16 protein-coding genes are annotated in these 16,395 nt (G+C 38.9%); 11 read left to right on the forward strand and 5 right to left on the reverse strand.

Annotation, left to right across the window (positions count from 1 at the left end; all coding sequences use genetic code 11):
• Positions 1-280 precede the first annotated feature (280 nt).
• From BCR25_RS17120 to BCR25_RS17135, 4 genes are all read right to left on the reverse strand, one after another.
• Positions 281-1,711: a 6-phospho-beta-glucosidase gene (locus tag BCR25_RS17120; protein ID WP_069664826.1), complete on the reverse strand. Its 1,431-nt coding sequence runs from the start codon at positions 1,709-1,711 to the stop codon at positions 281-283.
• A 120-nt stretch (positions 1,712-1,831) separates the two neighbouring features.
• Positions 1,832-3,163, reverse strand: a complete 1,332-nt coding sequence (locus BCR25_RS17125) for a PTS sugar transporter subunit IIC (RefSeq protein WP_069664827.1) — start codon at positions 3,161-3,163, stop codon at positions 1,832-1,834.
• 230 nt (positions 3,164-3,393) lie between these two features.
• A complete protein-coding gene (locus tag BCR25_RS17130) occupies positions 3,394-4,155 on the reverse strand; it encodes a MurR/RpiR family transcriptional regulator (RefSeq protein WP_069664828.1) in 762 nt (253 codons plus the stop codon).
• Positions 4,156-4,464: 309 nt separating this feature from the next.
• The gene (locus BCR25_RS17135; protein ID WP_069664829.1) at positions 4,465-5,976 is read right to left on the reverse strand and encodes an amino acid permease; all 1,512 of its coding nucleotides are present in this window, start codon (positions 5,974-5,976) and stop codon (positions 4,465-4,467) included.
• Positions 5,977-6,072: 96 nt separating this feature from the next.
• Between BCR25_RS17135 and BCR25_RS17140 the strand changes: the two genes are divergently transcribed.
• From BCR25_RS17140 to BCR25_RS17160, 5 genes are read left to right on the forward strand one after another with little or no spacing between them, the layout of a single operon-like run.
• Entirely contained in the window at positions 6,073-6,501 is a 429-nt protein-coding gene (locus tag BCR25_RS17140; RefSeq protein WP_069664830.1) for a hypothetical protein, read from the forward strand.
• Positions 6,502-6,510: 9 nt separating this feature from the next.
• Positions 6,511-7,530: a sensor histidine kinase gene (locus BCR25_RS17145; RefSeq protein ID WP_069664831.1), complete on the forward strand. Its 1,020-nt coding sequence runs from the start codon at positions 6,511-6,513 to the stop codon at positions 7,528-7,530.
• Complete coding sequence (locus BCR25_RS17150; protein ID WP_069664832.1) at positions 7,527-8,174, forward strand: response regulator; 648 nt, start codon at positions 7,527-7,529, stop codon at positions 8,172-8,174. The genes BCR25_RS17145 and BCR25_RS17150 overlap by 4 nt, the downstream gene beginning before the upstream one ends.
• 11 nt (positions 8,175-8,185) lie before the next feature.
• Positions 8,186-8,923, forward strand: coding sequence for a sirohydrochlorin chelatase (locus tag BCR25_RS17155; protein WP_069664833.1), 738 nt, complete (start codon positions 8,186-8,188; stop codon positions 8,921-8,923).
• Complete coding sequence (locus BCR25_RS17160) at positions 8,911-9,351, forward strand: precorrin-2 dehydrogenase/sirohydrochlorin ferrochelatase family protein (RefSeq protein WP_069664834.1); 441 nt, start codon at positions 8,911-8,913, stop codon at positions 9,349-9,351. Before BCR25_RS17155 ends, BCR25_RS17160 begins: the two co-directional genes overlap by 13 nt.
• Positions 9,352-9,494: 143 nt before the next feature.
• Here BCR25_RS17160 and BCR25_RS17165 read toward each other — a convergent pair whose 3' ends face one another.
• A complete protein-coding gene (locus tag BCR25_RS17165; protein ID WP_069664835.1) occupies positions 9,495-9,914 on the reverse strand; it encodes a hypothetical protein in 420 nt (139 codons plus the stop codon).
• Positions 9,915-10,087: 173 nt separating this feature from the next.
• Here BCR25_RS17165 and nirB point away from each other — a divergent pair, with 173 nt between their 5' ends.
• From nirB to BCR25_RS17195, 6 genes are all read left to right on the forward strand, one after another.
• Positions 10,088-12,490, forward strand: a complete 2,403-nt coding sequence (gene nirB, locus BCR25_RS17170) for a nitrite reductase large subunit NirB (RefSeq protein WP_069664836.1) — start codon at positions 10,088-10,090, stop codon at positions 12,488-12,490.
• A gap of 1 nt (position 12,491) precedes the next feature.
• Positions 12,492-12,797, forward strand: coding sequence for a nitrite reductase small subunit NirD (gene nirD / locus BCR25_RS17175; RefSeq protein ID WP_069664837.1), 306 nt, complete (start codon positions 12,492-12,494; stop codon positions 12,795-12,797).
• A 2-nt stretch (positions 12,798-12,799) separates the two neighbouring features.
• Complete coding sequence (cobA, locus tag BCR25_RS17180) at positions 12,800-13,780, forward strand: uroporphyrinogen-III C-methyltransferase (RefSeq protein WP_069664838.1); 981 nt, start codon at positions 12,800-12,802, stop codon at positions 13,778-13,780.
• Between the two features lie 157 nt (positions 13,781-13,937).
• Entirely contained in the window at positions 13,938-14,723 is a 786-nt protein-coding gene (locus BCR25_RS17185) for a formate/nitrite transporter family protein (protein ID WP_069664839.1), read from the forward strand.
• A gap of 47 nt (positions 14,724-14,770) precedes the next feature.
• Positions 14,771-15,679, forward strand: coding sequence for a hydroxymethylbilane synthase (hemC, locus tag BCR25_RS17190; protein WP_069664840.1), 909 nt, complete (start codon positions 14,771-14,773; stop codon positions 15,677-15,679).
• On the forward strand, positions 15,676-16,359 hold the full coding sequence (locus tag BCR25_RS17195; protein WP_069664841.1) for a uroporphyrinogen-III synthase: 684 nt from the start codon (positions 15,676-15,678) through the stop codon (positions 16,357-16,359). Before hemC ends, BCR25_RS17195 begins: the two co-directional genes overlap by 4 nt.
• Positions 16,360-16,395 lie beyond the last annotated feature (36 nt).

The following is a 16,395-nucleotide window of genomic DNA, read 5'->3' on the forward strand; positions in this document are numbered from 1 at the left end:
TATTTCTATCCTATGGCTTATCGGTATTATATTAACCTTAAATTTAATGTCCATAGAAGACTTTGGAACTCTGACTTACGCTCAATAAGTAGAAGCACAAAAAGAGTATTCTATTCATTATGATATGGACATACTTCTAATCAGAGAAGTGGGTTTATTTTGGCAAGTCTATATCTTGTATTTAATAGATAAACAAAATACGTAACTAGTTAAACAAGAGTGGCTAAAACAAACAATTTCTCGTTTGTTTTAGCCACTCTTGTTTTTATATCAAAATCTCTTACAACGCTTCACCATTACTCTTAATCACTTGCTGATACCAATCAAATGATTTCTTCTTAGAACGCGCCAACGTTCCTTGTCCATCATTATCCTTATCCACATAGATGAAACCATACCGTTTCTTCATCTCACCAGTTCCCGCAGAAACCAAATCAATAAAGCCCCAAGGCGTATAGCCAATCAAGTGAATGCCATCAAATTCAACGGCTTCTTTCATCATTTCAATATGGGCTTTCAAATAATCGATGCGATATTGGTCGTTGATCGTGCCATCTGGTTCAAGTTCATCGATCGCACCAAAGCCATTTTCTACAATAAACAAAGGCAATTCATAGCGCTCATTAAACCAGTTCATCGCATAACGCAAGCCAAGTGGATCGATTTGCCAACCCCAGTCAGAAGCTTCTACATAAGGATTCTTGACTAAATCTTTCGATTCATCATAATCAAAAGCAGGGCCTTTATCATGATCTTTAATAGCAAATGACATATAGTAACTAAAGCCGATATAGTCCACACAACCATGGGTTAAATCAGTCAAATCCTGTTCCGTCATATCTAATTCAAAGCCTTTACGTGCCAAATAGTTTTCCATAAAACTAGGATAATGACCGCGAACATGAACATCGGTAAACCAGTAACGTTTTTGCATGGCACTGACGGACATCATCATATCTTTTGGATCACAAGAATATGGGTAAATAGGGCACATCGCGATCATACAACCGATTTGGAAATCAGGATTGATCTCATGGCCGATTTTAACCGCTTGCGAACTGGCAACTAACTCGTAGTGAGCAGCTTGATACATGATTTTTTCACGATCTTCGCCTTCTTGATACTTGATGCCAGAGTTGGTAAATGGAGCAAAATCTTCCGCATAGTTCGCTTGATTGTTGATTTCGTTGAAGGTCATCCAATAAGTGACTTTATCTTTGTACCGTTCAAAACAAACACGAGCAAACTTCGCAAAGAAATCGATCATTTTACGATTACGCCAGCCACCATATTCAGTGACTAAATGATACGGCATTTCAAAATGTGAGAGGGTGATCACAGGCTCGATGCCATATTTTAAACATTCATCGAACAAGTCATCATAAAACTGTAACCCTTCCTCATTTGGTTCTGCTTCATCACCATTGGGGAAAATTCGTGTCCAGGCAATCGATGTTCGGAAACAGTTCAAGCCAAGGTCAGCAAACAATTTTACATCTTCTTTATAATGATGGTAAAAATCGATTGCTTCATGGTTCGGGTAGTTTTCACCTTGTAGCACACCATCTGTGATTCGTCTAGGTACACCATGAGCACCGACGGTCATTACATCGGCAACGCTAACCCCTTTACCACCTTGATCCCATCCACCTTCTAATTGATGAGCGGCAACAGCGCCGCCCCAAAGGAAATTTTCTCTTAAAATCGACATCTTATCTACTCCTTGCAACTTTCCTATTTTGATAAATAAACCATCTCTGTACAACTGGGAGGAAATAATTGAACGGAGTCAGTTGTACAGAGAGTCGTTTGTTAAGCGATGATAAAATAATTACGCTTGTGCTTCGATCTCTTCAAGTGTTTCTTCAGTGACCGGTTGATTTGTTTCTTGTGCATAGTTGATCGCATCCATTTTTCTAGCGAATGGTAAGTAAATAAAGAATCCAACTGTTAAAACAAATGCTTGTAGTAAAGCTGCTTGCCAACCGCCAACTAATAAACCTGAAATAATTGGAGGAGTGGTCCAAGGGACTTGAACGGCTGTAAATAATGGTACTAAACCAGTGTACAGCGCAAAATAAGTAATAATAGATGAAACAACTGGTGTTAAAATAAATGGAATCGCCATGATCGGGTTCATTACGATCGGTGTGGCAAATGTGATTGGTTCATTGATATTGAAAACGGCTGGACCAATCGATAAACGACCCAACTGTTTGAACTGTGCAGATTTTGCAAAGAACACCATGTAGACAACTAAACCAATCGTCATCCCAGCACCTGTTACGGTTAAAAATTGATCTAAAAATTGTTGTGTTACAATGTGGCCACCGTTTGCAACGGTCAATTCTTTACCGGCTTTTAAAATATCTGTATTTTCCAAAGAGTTCGCTTGTAAGATCGGACCCATGATTCCACCGACAATTGTTGAACCATGAACGCCGAAGAACCAGAATAAAGGAACCAAGAAACCAAGAACTAAAGCACCGCCTAATGAATCGGTCACACCTTGAAGCGGTGATTGTAAAACGTCGTAGATGAAATCAAAGAACGTTGTTTTAAAGACTTTATCAAAGAAAATATAAACGAACATCGCACCTGTGATCAAAGCCGCAGCCGGAATCAAAGCAGTAAATGAGTTCGCAACATTTTCAGGAACTGCTTCAGGTAATTTGATGCGGATATCGTGACGTAAGAACCAGCTGTAAACCCAGCCAACGATCAATCCAACGATGATCGCTGTGATCATTCCTTTACCGGCTGTCCAGTCTTTATTGATAACATTACCAATGGTAACGCCACTGTCTACATCAGTTACATCTGGAGCCATAAATAAAATAAATACGACGAGTGAAATCATACCGGCAGGTAATCCTTCAAATCCTTCAGTTTTCACATAAGAATATGCAATACCGATAACTGCAAAGACGGACATAATAGCAAATGAAGCCCCGTATGCCTGATTAAAGTAAACAACAAGTCCGCTTTCAGTGATCCAGTTGGCAACGGATTCAATTGGTAGATTGGCTAACAAAAGGAAAATCGATCCGACAATCGTAAAGGGCATGGTATACAACATCCCATTTCTTAGTGCCGTGATCGCTTTGGTATTTACAAATTTTAAAACGGGGGGTAGAACTTTCTCATTGATCCATTCGTTCATTAAAAACCTCTCCTTTGTTCTGATTTCAAGTAAATAAAAATAAATGCGTGTAGTGTATTCAGATAAAGCGGCCGTCTCTATCTAAAGATTGAATACGTTTACATGTTTACTATAAAAGAATTTTTGTTTTTTTGAAATAGATAGGCTGTTTTGAGAAACATGTTCCAGCTGAAAAAACAAAAAAGTATCAAGCAAAAGCAAAAATGACTGTTGTTTGATACTTCTTTGTTTTATTCTGATTGCTCATTTGCCAGGTTTTTTCCTGCTTGGTGAGCTAACAGCTCAATCAAGGCAATGACTGGAATTTGAGTCGTGATATTGATAAAAGGATCTGCATAAACCGAGTGTTCATCCGGCATATAATAAGAAATGTTGTAGTCCGCCAAGCGGGCGATCGTTGAATGCTCATTGTTGGTGATGCTGAGGATCTTTGCACTGGAACGTTTGAAATTAGTTACCTGTTTGATTACTTCGGCTGTTTCACCAGAAACGGAAAGAATCACAGCTAGGGTATTTTCAAAGCCTCGCTGAGGAATAGGTGTGAACGGATCATCAATACTATAAGCATTGATCCCCATATTGGCAAAATAACGACTGCCGTAGCTCCCCAAAATGCCGCTAGTGCCAATCCCGGAAAATACCACATGACGTGCAGCTGAAATCAGTGCTATTGCAGGTTTTAACGTTTCATAATAGGTTTGTTGATTGATTCGTTTTAAAAAGGAATCGACATGAATCGTAGACGTATAATATTGTTCGAAAGAAGCATCCTTTTTTTCTTCGGCATCTTTTTTGATCGCATACTTTAATTCTGAAAATCCATCAAATCCCATCTTAGAACAAAAACGCAAAATGGTTGAAGTGGACACATGACAGTCGGCAGAAAGCTGGCGAATCGTTTGTTTGGGTATACGATCCATATGTTCCAAAATATAATGATAGACAAGCATTTCCAGCTCATTTAGCGACTGTACCTTTTCTAGATCAAACAAAAAATCCCTCCTACACAAGTTCGTTGTTTCTTTTAGGTTAGAAAACAAGTAATATCTATCCTTTATTGTACAGGAAAGTGCGTAATTTCGCTTGTTTATATATTTTTGAAGGAGGATCGAAATGATGGCTAAGTTATTGAAATCCTTAGTTAGTAGAAAAACACTTTATATACGGGATGTTGGTTCTCCTGTTCACTGCTTTCATTTCTTACGTAATCAGACTTATGACGAACTATATTTTACATTTATAAAGAAATTTGGAGAAAGTTTCAAATAAAGCAGGAACAGAAAAACAGGCATAGTGAAAAGCTATGCCTGTTTTTTTTTGTGTGAATCCAATGTATATGGATCTTGTTTGAACTGAAAGCTTTTGTAAAGCAAGTAAGCAATCAAGGTAAATAACATGGGTCCAATCAATAAAGAGATACTTTGCATGACTTCTCCTTTTGAGATGGGCTGATATAGTTGAAAACTTATTGCTAGAATAATGCTGAAAATGACACTATAACTAATGAAGTGTGAACGAATCGAATGGCTAGATGGATCATTCAGCGACTGCTTCTTAAAGGCTGGATAAGCCAGTGCGACAAGTAAGTAGGGAATAGCTCTTGATATGTTCGTCATTAGTGTTAATTGATTGTACAAAAATACAACATAGTGACTGCCAAAACTAATTCCTAAAATAAACAAACTAATCAGTCCACCCTGGATCAATAAAGCATTCGTCGGCATATCATATTTATTTTTTTGTTTAAGTCTAGGGTGCCAGTAATGTTCTGGTGTTCCTTCGACAAGGGTACGGATCGGCAAATAAGAAATCGTCGAAAGTAAACTGATATAAGATAAAAGTAACGTCAAAGCAGTAAAGCGAGTGAATAACTGGGCTAGTAATTGACTGTGTGTAGTATTTAGAGAAAGAGATTGACCAACAGAATAGCCAAGATGTTCCATTAGCTCATACATCAAGTTGCCTAAATGAATAGTGTCATTGGCTTTCAAAGCGGCTAAGTTGTTTCCGCCGCTCCACAATAAAATTCCTAAAAAATAACAAAGGACTACAAGAATACTACTAAAAATCAATAATTTTGGAAAGCGACTCTTTTGTTCGCCAGTCTTATCAACGAGGCTAGCAATCGTATCTAAACCACCAAACGCAGTAATGGCAAATATCAAAAAGGAGAGCTGCTCTGTTAGTGTTTGACTAGAAGCCGAAGGACTTTTTCCTGCGCTAAAACTTGCTGTAAGATTGGGTAAAATATCTGGCTGATTGGTCAGCCATAACCACAAATTACTACTAAGACTGATAACGACTAAAAGACTCATCATGATCCCGCTTAAATATAAAATAGAAGCGATCCCTTTAAAGCCCCGACTGATAAAGAAAAAAGTCACCGCAACAGCAGCTAATGATAATAAACCGATCAGAACGGAAGTTGAAATAACAGGGAACGGACTGTTTTTTTTTGTTAAATCCTCTCCAAATAACAAGATGGATAAAGGAATCCAAAGCTTCATAAACAAACTGATCATCCAAATAAAATAGCTACAGTACCATAGAAAAGAAGCAATAAACGCGACCTTCTCGGAAAGATGTCCAGCAAGCCACTGATACAAGCCACCAATATGATTTTTATACACACCAGTAAATTCTGATATAATAATAGCGTAAGGAATAAAATAGAAGAGCGCCGCCCCAATAAAATAGGGAACGGCCTTGATTCCCATCAAGAAAAATGCAGTTGTCATACTTGAAAAAGAAAACACGGTCATAGTAATGATCATGATTAAACGTTTAGGGCTAAATGCAGTAATTGTTTTCATAAAAAATCCTCTTATCATTGATATAGCTTTAAGGATAAGAGAAGGAAATGGAGAATACAAGCCTTTTATTAAAAATTAGGGAATAGGAGTATGAACATGGTAGACCAGATTCAACTAAAAATCGATCAAATAAAAGAAGCGCTTCAGGTTGATTTTGTCGCATTGGCGCTTTCTACAATCGATGAAAAAAGCACTGCCCGTGTGATTCGCTGGAATTACGTCGCGGGGAATACGAATCAGCATTATCAAAGAATTCGATTGCAGGTTGGAAAAGGGATCGGTGGCATTGTTTGGCGCACAGGACGTGGTTATCAGGCAACGCAGTTACAACAGCAGCCGGAACAATTACTTGAACTGCCGATCACTCGTATGGAAAAACTTGAAACGGTCGTCGCTTATCCAGTTTTGAATGCTGGAGAAGTCAAAGGTGTACTATTAGTTGGTTACCGGAACGTTAAAGAGGTCTCAAATGAATTTTTAGCAGCCGTAAAGGACAAAGCAAATGAACTGAAGGTTTATTTATAGGTGGTATATATGGAAAAAAAAGGATTAGAATTACTATTTGAAGAGGCGAGTGATGCTCTGTTTTTGATTGAAAAGGATCGCTGTATGAAACAAAATAAATCGGCGTTGGAGTTGGAGCAGCATTTTTCCATTCATTTAAATAAGATTTTAGATATTGCCCAAGGCAAAGGCTGTATGCTTCACTCTACGATGGAAAACTGTTTGGACTGCGAAGTCAAAGCGGATTGGGATCAACGCGCTTTTCCTATTGTTTTAGAGACTACGTCTGGCAAGCAAGAACAATTCAGCGGCAGTTACAGTCAATTAGATTCAAACAAGTCGTTGCTGAGTATCCGTCGTGTAGCGACAGAAGATCGTCTGCAGCAGATGATTCAAAATAAACGTTTGATCGAGTACGTAAATCAGGCCCATGAAAATGAGCGGCGAGCTTTATCGCAAGAACTACATGATGGCTTGGCACAAAGCATTTACAGTTTGATGCTGGAAACACGGCAATTGAAATGGAATACTCAAACGAATGATTTTAATGAAAAACTACAGAGGATAGATGAAGATTTTGTCTCCTTACTTAATGAAGTGAAGCAACTTGCTGTTGATTTACGCCCTGCTGCCCTTGATGATTTGGGCTTGATCCCGGCGATAGAAGCTTTACTTTATCGGTACCGAGAGACGACAGGAATCGAGATCCATTTTATTCCAGTTGTACCAAATCGGCGTTTTGCAGATAGCTTGGAAACGATCACCTATCGGGTCTTGCAAGAAAGTGTAATGAATAGCGTGAAATATGCTGATGTTGATGAGCTGTGGGTAACGTTGAGTGAAAGAGAAAATCATTTAGTCTTAACTGTTCGTGATCACGGTAAGGGATTTGATCTTCAGACAGTCAATGAACATAGTCAAGGATTAGGTCTGTTGCATATGCAGGAAAGAGCTGAATCGATCAATGGTCATTTAGAGATTCATTCTGAAAAAGGGGAAGGAACCACGATCATTCTACGGTTACCGATCGGATTGGAGGGGATAAAATGAATATTATTGTAGCCGATGATCATGCGGTTGTTCGCAGCGGTCTGCGTTTACTGTTGGAGGGACAAAAAGATTGGACAGTTGTTGGTGATGCGGCGGACGGTACAGAAGCTTTTTTACTGCTGGAAAAATATCCAGTAGATGTTGTCCTAATGGATATGCGGATGCCGCCAGGAGAAAATGGCTTGCAGACCACTCGGCGGATCAACGAGCATTTTCCTCACGTAAAAACGATTATTTTGAGCATGCATGATGAAGAAGAATATGTTCGGACGGCATTGGAATACGGTGCAAAAGGATATATCTTAAAAAGTTCACCAGACACTGTATTATTAGAAGCTGTTGAACAGGTCGCCGCTGGGAAAGTGGTTATCGACCCATTATTCGGTCAATATACTAAAGAGCGCTGGACTAACGAGACAGCGGATATTGAAAAAGATAACAAATATGAACGACTATCAAAAAGAGAGCGGGAAGTCTTACCGCTAGTGGCATTAGGCTATAGCAATAAAGACATTGCGGAACGCCTGTTTATTTCAGTCAAAACAGTTGAAGTCCATAAATCTAATTTAATGAAAAAGCTGGAATTTGAAACATTTAGTGAATTGTTGCAATATAGTATGAAACATCAATTAATCGACTTATGAGGTGAGAAAAAATGATCGGTATTCTTTATGTATTTCACGGCAGTCAAAAAAAAGAAAAAAATCAAGCGGCAATGAATTTCATTCAACAGCTACAACAGAGGTTAGAACCAAAACGCTATCAAAAAACAGCATTTTTAGAAAACCATCCAGATACGATTACGCGCATTGCTGAAGAGATGATTTCAAATGGCGTTGATCAGCTCATTATTGTTCCAGTGCTGCTATTTGCCGCCAAGCACGCATTGGTTGATATCCCAGCAGAGTTGGAAGTAGTCAAAAAAAATCATCCAACGGTTCAAATTATTCAAACTGAAACCTTTGGCAGTAAAACAGGCAGTCGCGCAGTTTTACTTGAGCGGTTCAAAACGGTTGCTGCTGATTATCCGCACAAGCAGTTGACTGGTTTTTTAATGGCACATGGAACAAAACAAACAGATGAACCACAGCAAGCCTTGCTGGAAATCGCTGCAGAAATTCAGCAGCAAGTCGATTTCCCTGTGACTGCGGTCAGCTTAAAAGGAAAAGAAGATTATGTGGAGATAATCAATGATGGATTGAGTAAAGACAAACAGCCAGTCATCGTGCCATTCTTTTTATTTGACGGTCATTTGATTACAATCATGAATACAAAATTAGCTGAGGCATTTCCAGAGATCGATTTTATTGTCACACCAACCTTAGAATTTGATCCGAGGATTTTGCCGGATATTGAAGCGATCGTCAATGAGGCAGTAGCATGTATCCAATAATGCTTGATTTGACGGATAAAAAAATCGTCATTATTGGCGGTGGGAAAATTGCATTGCGAAAGACGTTAGGGATTTTAAAAGCAAAAGGAACGGTAACCGTTGTTGCACCGAACTTTTTGCCGGAATTTGCTGAATTAGACAGAGTAAAACGAATTACAGCAACATACAAAGCTAAATATATTCAAAAAGCTCAGCTTATTTTTGCTTGTACAGATTCTAAAATCGTCAATCAAAAAATCGTTCGAGATGCCTCTGATTACCAATGGGTCAATGATTGTAGTCGAAAGGAAAACAGTGATTTTTTTAATATGAGTACGATTGAGCATGAGGAGTATTTAATTGCGTTATCGTCTTATGGGAAAGATCCTTCCAAAACGAAAGAACAACGAAAAACCATTCAACATTTATTAGATCAAGAAAGAAAATAAAAGCATATAGTTTCGTAGGAGTTGTGTTTATTTTGTCGTTTATATAGATTTAGAGAGTCTGTGACAGAAATGTAGTGCCTCCCCAAAGTTAGAGTAAACTAACTTTGGGGGCACCTCATTCTGTCCCAGGCTCTTATTAAAGTTTATATATAATCTTTAATAATTGCTTCAAATTTTTTATTGATTAGCTTATTAAAAGCGATATTGATAAAAATTTCTTGTCCGTCTTTTAAAAGTAAAATAGGATAATAACTTTTGACAGGGTTTTTAGGAGCGTTTAATTCCCTATAAGCAATTTCTTTAATGTCTTCTTTTTTGATAACTAGTTGATCGTTTAAATGTAAAAAAATTGCTTGTTCATAAATTGAGATACCATCTTTTCTTTTGAAAATAAGAAAAAATAGTCCAATCAAGATAAAAATAACTCCGAAAATGTATCCAAAAATTTTAGCATACATGAAATTTGCTCCTATACTAATCAAAATTCCTAAAATGGTAAAGACCAACCCGTTTTTTAAACTGTCTGTTTTTGCTTTGTAAAGTAACTCTCCGTACTCGTTCATAAATTCACTCCTTTTACTTATTGTAACATAGTATTCATATCAAAATTTTCTGAAAATAGACCATTTAATTAGGTAATTCCCTAATAGTCAGGCGCTATCATTATTGTTATTCTGAAAACAACAAAGCGTCTAACAGATTGCTCAAAGAATCACAAAAGGAGATCATGTATAAAATGAAAGAAAAGCTTGTCTTAATTGGAAATGGAATGGCTGGGGTTCGCACGATCGAAGAAATTCTTGATCGCGATGCTGAACGATATGCCATCACGATCATTGGCGAAGAAAAATATCCGAATTACAATCGTATCATGCTGTCGAACGTGTTACAAAAGAAAATGACTGTATCAGAAATCATTACCAATCCACTTGAATGGTATGAAGAAAATCAAATTGAACTAATCAATCATGATCCAGCAGTCGAAATGGATACAAACAATAAAAAAATCATCACCCAATCAGGTAAAGAAATCACGTATGATAAATGTATTTTAGCAACAGGCTCAAGAGCGTTTATCTTGCCTATTGGAGGTGCTCAATTACCTGGAGTTGTTGGCTTTAGAACAATCGATGACACGGAAAATATGCTGGAGGCTGCCCAGAAATATCAAAAAGCAGTAGTGATCGGTGGCGGTTTGTTAGGACTAGAAGCAGCCAAAGGACTTTTGGATCAAGGGATGGATGTAACCGTTGTTCATTTGGAAAAATGGTTGATGGAAACACAGCTAGATGAAAAAGCGGGGAAAATGCTGCAGGCAGATTTAGAAAAACAAGGATTAAAATTCTTGATGGAAAAAGCAACGCAAACGATTTTAGGAGAAACACGTGTAACAGGCTTAGCTTTTAGTGACGGCACATCGATCGAAACCGATATGGTCGTCATGTCGATCGGAATTCGTTCAGAGACAACTCTTGCTAGAACAACAGAGATTGACGTCAATCGAGGAATCGTTGTTGACGACTTTATGCATACGAATGTAGAAGATGTTTATGCTGTAGGTGAGTGTGCGGAGCATAACGGCAATGTTTATGGCTTAGTAGCGCCGTTATTTGAACAAGGCAAAGTTTTAGCAGATGTATTAACAGATCGAGAAGCGAAACCTTATCAAGGAAGTACGACCTTTACGTCACTGAAAGTATCAGGATGTGATCTTTATTCTGCTGGAAATATTAGACAAGAAGAAGGCGTCAACAGCATCGAAGCCTTTGACGGAATCAATTACACGTATAAGAAGATTTTTGTGAAAGAAAACCAAGTCGTAGGTGTTGTCTTATATGGTGATACGAGTGAAGGCAATCGTTATTACAATATTTTGAAAAAGAATGAAACGATTGAAGAGTATACCCCCGTTTCTTTACTGCACATGGTTGGAGAAGAAGCCAGCGCTGATGTGAGTGAGTGGCCGGACGATGAAGTAATTTGTGGTTGTAACGGCATCGACAAGGGAACGATTATGAGCGCGATCAAAGAAAAGGATCTAACATCAGTTGCTGATGTGACAAAACATACAAAAGCAGGCGGCTCATGCGGAAAATGTAAATCAGTGATCGGAGATGTTTTAGCGCATACTTTAGGTGGAGAAGTTGTTTCAGCTCCAACAGGTATTTGTGGTTGTACTGATTTAACGAGAGATCAGATCGTCACACAAATTTACGCGAAAAAATTAACCTCTTCAGAAGAAGTCTATCGCGAATTGCATTTTACTAATTCAGAAGGCTGTCCAAAATGCCGTCCAGCGATCAATTTCTATTTAAATGTAGCTTGGCCAAAAGAGCATGAAGATGAAAAAGAATCTCGCTATGTGAATGAACGACTATACGCCAATATCCAAAATGACGGAACCTTTTCAGTGATCCCAAGAATGCGCGGAGGAAAAACCAATCCGCAACAATTATTGCTGATTGCAAAAGTGGCTGAAAAATATGATGTACCGATGGTGAAAGTGACAGGAAGCCAACGAATCGGCTTATATGGTGTGAAGAAAGAAGACTTGCCGAAGATTTGGGAAGAGCTGGATATGAAAGCAGCCGGTGCGTATGCAAAAGCGGTTCGTTCTGTAAAAACATGTGTTGGCGCCAATTTTTGTCGCTTCGGAACACAGGATTCTATGGGATTGGGCATCAAATTGGAGCAGCGTTATGAATTTATCGATACACCACACAAGTTTAAAATGGGCGTTTCAGCTTGTCCTAGAAGCTGTGTAGAAAGTGGTGTAAAAGATTTCGGCATTATTGGTGTAGAGAATGGTTTCCAAATTTATATCGGCGGAAATGGTGGAACCGAAGTCAAAGAAGCTGTTTTATTAACAACGGTTGAGACAGAACAAGAAGTCATCGATATTTGTGGAGCAATGCTTCAATATTATCGTGAAACGGGTATCTATGCAGAACGTACTGCACCGTGGATCGAACGTATGGGCTTTGATGTGGTGAAAGAAGTCTTATTAGATCCAGAAAAACGTCAAGAATTAATAGCAGCTTTAGATAAAGCAGTTGAAGAGCGTCGTGGAAATCCTTGGAATGAAGTAGTTGAAGATCAAAAAACACGCCAAGAATTGTATACAGTAGGGAGAGTCTAAAATGGAAAAAGTTTTTGTTGCCCGTTTGGATGAATTAGCATCAAGAATGGGAAAAGAAGTCATTGTTGGAGCGCAAAAAATCGCTGTCTTCCGTTTAAGTGATGATCGTGTCAAAGCAATCGAGAATGTGTGTCCGCATAAGCAAGGTCCTTTAGCAGAAGGAACTGTCTCTGGTGAGTACGTATTTTGTCCACTTCATGATTACAAAATCGATTTAAATGATGGACAAGTACAAGATCCGGATGAAGGCTGCGTGCGTGCCTATGAAACGATTGTCGAAGATGATCTTGTTTACGTTATGGTGTAGTGATGGGAAAAGTCTATTTTGTTGGTGCTGGTTCAGGAGATCCTGAACTGTTGACACTTAAAGGGAAACGAGTACTGGAATCAGCTGATGTGATTATCTATGATCGGCTGGTTCATCCAGTATTGTTGTATCTTGCCAAGGATTCAGCTCGTTTTATTTTTAGTGGAAAATACCCAAAAAACCATGTACTAAAACAAAAGAATATTAATCAATTGTTAGTAGAAGAAGGCAAACAAGATCAAATTATCGTTAGATTAAAAGGTGGCGATCCTGGGATTTTTGGACGTGTTGGTGAAGAAATTGCGACACTTAAAACGGCGGAAATCAGCTATGAAATTGTTCCAGGCGTTACGGCTGCTTCTGCGGCAAGCAGCTATAGCGGCATCCCTTTGACGCATCGTGAGTCCAGCAGTAAAGTAACGCTCGCAACAGCTCATCGTCAGGTTGGCGAGACTGTGGATTTTAAAGGGCTGACAGAAAATGGCACGATGTGTTTGTATATGGGCGTTGAAAGAGCAGCAAGTACACAGGAAAAGCTTTTACAGCAAGGGGTCTCTAAACATTTGCCAGTGGCGATCATTGAGTGGGCTAGTTTAGGACGGCAGCGAACCATGACCACCACAATCGAAGAGATGGTAAAAACGATTGAGCTGGAGCAGGTTCAAAATCCGTCTCTGATTATTCTTGGCGAGGTCGTTTCTTGTCGTAACGGATCTGATTGGTTTGAGCAACTGCCATTATTTGGACGGAAGATTTTATTGATCGATACGGAAAAAATTGATTTTGAAACCATTCTTTCTTATACCCAGCAAGGAGCAGATGTCTACGCGATTCAAGTTGGGGAAAGCCGTGATCGACGTTTTGACATGATTCATCAGCAATATCTGAAGGATCATTATTTTGATGAAGTGGTATATTTGAATGAACGATTGACAACTATGTATAAAAAGCAATGGGATATTTTAAATAAACAGTTTATTTAGTTACATGACTTAGACTTGAAAAAATCAAATAGGATTGTGACATGGAAAGCCGCATAACGTGGCTGAATAAACGGTGGAGGCAGAAGCGACCCCTTTCTCGGAGTTAAGCCCTTCTGTCCCATCGTTGTTACACTTTTATAATAAAGGAGAGAATGATATGGGGGCATTTCAACCGCCAGAAATAGTGGATGTTACAATTGAAAAAGGAGTTCAAAAAGCTCGAGCTAGTTTTTTGACGTTAGCTGTATTAGGATTTTTAGCAGGAATGTTTATTGCTGTTGCAGGTGTTGCGATGATTCGGGCAATGGGGACGATGCCTAAAGAATGGGGAACGCTGGTCAATGTGATCGGTGCAGCAGTTTTTCCGTTTGGCTTGATTTGTTTATTGTTAGCCGGAGGAGAATTAGTTACAGGAAATATGATGGTCGTATCTATGGCTTTGTTTGCTAAAAAAATCAGTGGTAAACAGTGGGTGCGAAATATTGTGATTGTAACGATATTTAATTTACTAGGGTCATTATTTGTTGCCTATTTCTTTGGCTACTTAAGCGGTGCTTTACAAGGTGATTTTGCTGAGCGGGCGATTCAAGTTTCCTTAGGGCGAACGAAAGACACCTTTTTACAAGGCTTTCTTTCTGGAATTGCCTGTAACTTTTTAGTGAGTACAGCTGTTTATTTGAACTTTGCTGCAAAAGATTTTATTGGAAAAATCGTTGGGATCTTTTTACCGATCATGGGATTTGTGATCTGTGGGTATCAGCACGTAGTTGCGAACATGTTTTTGATTCCAATGGGGATTTTGTTAGGTGGGAATACATGGGCTGCTTTTGGGCAAAATATGGTTAGCGTGTACTTGGGAAATATTATCGGCGGCGGCTTTTTCGTTGCGGGACTTTATTTCTTAGCGTATAAAGTCGGCACGCGGCAGTTGCCAAATCAATAAAATTTAGTATGATTATAGGATAAGAAAAAATAAAGGAAGTTAGAAAAATGAAAACCGTCCGGGTCGGTACTAGAAATAGTCCTTTAGCTATGAAGCAAACAATGATCGTATTAGAGTTATTACAAGCAGTTCATGGGGAGTTTGCTTTTGAAATTGTGCCTATGACTACCAAAGGAGACCAATTACTTTCCGTCAGTTTATCTAAAATTGGCGGCAAGGGTTTATTTATCAATGAGGTTGAGCAAGCTTTGTTAGCTGGATCGATCGATTTTGCGGTTCATAGTTTAAAAGACATGCCTGCAAAAATCGCTGATGGTTTGACATTAGCTGCATTGCCTGAAAGAAGTGATCCAACGGATTGTTTGATTTTTCGTGAGGCAACTTCTTTACAAACGTTACCTTATCAAGCAAGAATCGGAACAAGCAGCTTACGAAGAGAATTTCAGATGAAAAATCTGCGTGACGATTTCCAAGTAGAATCAATCCGAGGAAATGTCGGTACTCGTTTGAAACGCATGGAAGAAAAACAGCTAGATGCTATTGTGTTGGCAACAGCTGGATTAAAACGTCTAAACTGGTTTGAAGAGCCAGCGTATCCATATATTCATCTAAGCAGTGAACAGTGCATACCAGCTGTTGGTCAAGGCGCACTGGCAGTGGAATGTCGCAGTGACGATCTAGAGATGAACGAATTTTTGAAACTTGTTGATGATTCGCTGACCCGAAAATTAGTGCTGGAGGAACGGGCGTTTTTAGCTGAATTAAATGGAAATTGTGATATTCCTATCGGGGCATATGCGGCTAAGCTTGACACTGGTTATCAATTTTCTGGTTTCTTGGGAGATAAAGCATTGCAACGATCGTTTACTGAAACAATCAGTGTGCAGGAAATAGAAGGTATAGGTCAAGTTGTTGCCAAAAGACTCTTGAACAGAATGGATCAGGCAGCACTATGAAAAAAATTCTCTTAACACGTATGCTGGAAGACAATGCGGACGATCGAGAATATTTTGAGGGCAAAGGCTTTGAAGTGCTTGAAATCCCATTGATTGGATTAAAGCCAAGACAAAAGAATGTACCATTTGAATTTGAGTTAAATGAGTGTGATTGGCTCTTTTTGACCAGTCAGCATGCGGCAACCTTTTTGCTTGAACAGGCGTTGAATCATGGATTGATCGAGCAATTAGAATCAAAAAAAATAGCGGTCATTGGAACGAAAACAGAGCAGGTCTTGTTAGCGAATCATCTGACAGCAGCATTTTCAGCACCAAGCGCAACTAAAAAAAGTCTGTTTCACTCGTGGTCTCAATGTTATTCAGATCCTGTGGTCATTTTCTATCCTAAAAGTAATCTGGCTGACACTGCTGGTGAATCACTTTTAAAAGCACAAGGACATATTCTTTACACACCGATTCTTTATGACAATTTTTTTCCAAAAGACAGCAAACAAACGCTATATAATTGCTTGAACAAAGAAACGATTGCTGCGGTTTATTTCGCTAGTCCGTCTTTGTGGCGGCGTTTCTACTCTGTTTTTTCTGAACTAAAATTAGCAAAAGTACCCACATTCTATTGTCTTGGGGAAACAACACGACAGGCCATTAGACAAGACGGTTATGACGCTGTCATCAAATAGCGCACTGAATTCTTTGAGGATCGACAAAGAATTCAG

This window comes from Enterococcus termitis (genome assembly GCF_001730305.1).
Lineage (GTDB): Bacteria > Bacillota > Bacilli > Lactobacillales > Enterococcaceae > Enterococcus_L > Enterococcus_L termitis.